Genomic DNA, 2,723 nt, shown 5'->3' on the forward strand with positions numbered 1-2,723 from the left:
CCAGTCAAGGCTAATAGAAGAAGAGCTTTTAGCCAGATCAATCCCTTATAAGATCGTAGGCGGAACTGAGTTTTACAAACGTAAAGAGATAAAAGATATACTTGCGTACCTTAAAGTGATCACAAACCCTTCAGATGAGATAAGCCTTAAGCGAATTATTAATGTACCGCCCAGGGGCATTGGCAAAGTCACGATCACAAGCCTTGAAGCAATTGCACAAGAAAAGGACTCTTCTTTTTATGATGCTATTCAATTGGCAGTTAAAGACAAAATGCTTTCTCCAAGTGTCTTGAACAAGTTAGCTAAATTAAACAATCTGCTAGATGAATTAATAGAGTTTCCAGACAAAGATAATGTAGTGGATCTAATTAACCATGTTCTCTACAAAACAAAATATCTTGATATGCTTGAGAACGAAGAAGAGCGAAGAGAGAATATCGGTGAGATACTAAACCTAGCTGCAGAGTTTCAAGAAGAAAGAGAAGAGGCGAGTTTAAATGATTTCTTAGATACTATCTCGCTTGCGAGCGATCTGGATAATTACACAGAACACTCTGATCAGGTCACTCTTATGACACTTCATTCGGCAAAAGGGCTTGAGTTCCCCGTGGTCTTTATCTCGGGAATGGAAGAGAACTTACTACCTCACTATAACTCCATGATGAACGGGCAAGTGGAGGAAGAGAGGAGACTTTTTTATGTCGGTCTAACTAGGGCCAAGGAAAAGCTCTACCTAGCCAGCGCCAATAGAAGAATGGTCTTTGGGAAACACCAGGGCACTATTACTTCCAGGTTTATATCAGAGCTGCCAGAGGATTTAATAAATATTCATAATTTCAACTTTGATTCTAAAGAACTATCACGAAGTTCTAAAAGATCGTCACGAAAGACAACAACTTCGGCGCCTATTATCCCAACCAACACTGGAAAGTATAAAATTGGACAAAAGGTAGTACATGCCTCATTTGGCGAGGGACTGGTCAAAAAAGTTGAGGGCTCGGGTGATGATACAAAAGTCACAGTGTTTTTCCCAAGCGTAGGTGATAAAAAGATAATTGCCAGCTATCTTGAGAATTAGTCCTTTAAGAAGAACAGCTTATAACTAAGTTCTTACCCCAATCTGGCGATGGATCTGAGTAATCCTGAAATTGAATCTGCTCACTAAAAGGATTTTTTAGTATCATATGGAGCCGTTCAACCTCGGCGTAGTCACCGTTATCTACCGCTTTTCTTATAGCATTCTCTGCCAAGTAGTTTCTTAGAATAAATTTCGGATTAACTAGGTCCATATTCTTTTTTCTCTCTAAATTAGCGGTATTTTCCTGGCTAAGGCGTTTTTGGTAAGATGAAAGCCACCCAGTTATTGCAGATTTATCAGAAAAATTAGAAGTAATATCATGGGACTCTATGTCGCTTAACCTTCTAAAGAAGTTTGTATAGTCAACATCTTCACCGGCTAATATCTCCAATATTCCCTTTATTAGCTCGGCGTCTTCTGCGAGCGGGTCTTTTAATCCCAGCTTAGTTCTCATGATTTGAATGAAAGACTCTGAATAGATATTTCTAAAATTATCTAGAGATTCATTTGCGCTTTCATCGGCGAGTATAGAGCTAAGTGCAAGAGCAAGCTTAGTTAGATTCCAGTGCGCAATAGCAGGCTGGTTTTGGTAGGAATATCTCCCAAAATGATCTGAGTGATTTGGAATATATTCCGGATCATAATTTTCAATAAATCCATAAGGGCCGTAGTCAATTGTAAGACCAGTGATGGACATATTGTCCGTATTCATAACACCGTGGGTAAACCCTACTGACTGCCACTTCGCTATAAGCTCAGCAGTTCTTCTTACAACTTCAGAGAAAAAGAGATGATATCTTTCATCTAGGTTTATGAACTCTGGGAATTGGTGCTCTATTACATAATCAGCAAGAATCTTCACATTCTCCTGATCACCTAAGTAGTGAAAGGCTTCAAAAGATCCAAAACGAACGTGTGTCTGGGCCATACGTACCATCATTGCTCCCATCTCTGTGGTCTCTCGCTCTACTTTCTCATCACTGCCGATTATGCATAAGGCTCTTGTGGTGGGAATCCCCAACGTGTGCATCGCCTCTGAGCACAGATACTCTCTGATGCAAGAGCGCAGCACCGCCCTTCCATCAAAAACTCTTGAGTATTTGGTTCGTCCTGAGCCTTTTAGGTGAAGATCCCAGCTCTCCGCTTTTGAGTTGGTAACTTGACCAAGCAGAATTGCCCTCCCATCACCAATATCTTTGTTGTAGACGCCGAACTGGTGCCCTGTGTAGTACATTGCAATTGGGTCAGATCCGGGAATTTGTTTTTTGCCTGAGAAATAGTGTGAAAACACTTCACTTCTTGCCTCATTTGGGTCAAGATCTATAAGTTCACCAGCATCAGGGTTAAAATTAACCAGGTGTGGATTAGTAAATGGAGTTGGAACTACGAGGTCATAGAATTCCTCTGGTAGTGATCTGTAGGAATTATTAAAATTTAACTCTGTGATTTTTCTCATATCTGATACGTAGCAAACTTAACTAAATAGTTGTATAGTAGTTTTCACATGTTTTAAATACTAGCGCTCCAGAATTAATTTATATGAAATACAGAAAGAACAAAATAAAGCAGGAACACGGAATAATAAAAGGGCTTAAAAAATTTCTCACACACAACGTGTCTTCTCTAGACAGTGTTGAAGGAATCA

Annotated in this window: 2 protein-coding genes; one reads left to right on the plus strand and one right to left on the minus strand. The window is 39.7% G+C overall.

Annotated features, from left to right (window positions below; translation table 11 throughout):
- Nucleotides 1-1,078, plus strand: a 1,078-nt coding sequence (locus tag AAF462_11445) for a 3'-5' exonuclease (protein ID MEM7009737.1), incomplete at its 5' end; no start/stop codon positions are given.
- A gap of 4 nt (nucleotides 1,079-1,082) precedes the next feature.
- Here AAF462_11445 and AAF462_11450 read toward each other — a convergent pair.
- Nucleotides 1,083-2,534 (minus strand): YdiU family protein, encoded by a 1,452-nt coding sequence (locus AAF462_11450; protein MEM7009738.1) that lies wholly within the window; start codon nucleotides 2,532-2,534, stop codon nucleotides 1,083-1,085.
- Nucleotides 2,535-2,723: the final 189 nt, after the last annotated feature.

The sequence above is a fragment of the Thermodesulfobacteriota bacterium genome, assembly GCA_039028315.1.
Lineage (GTDB): Bacteria > Desulfobacterota_D > UBA1144 > Nemesobacterales > UBA2774 > CR02bin9.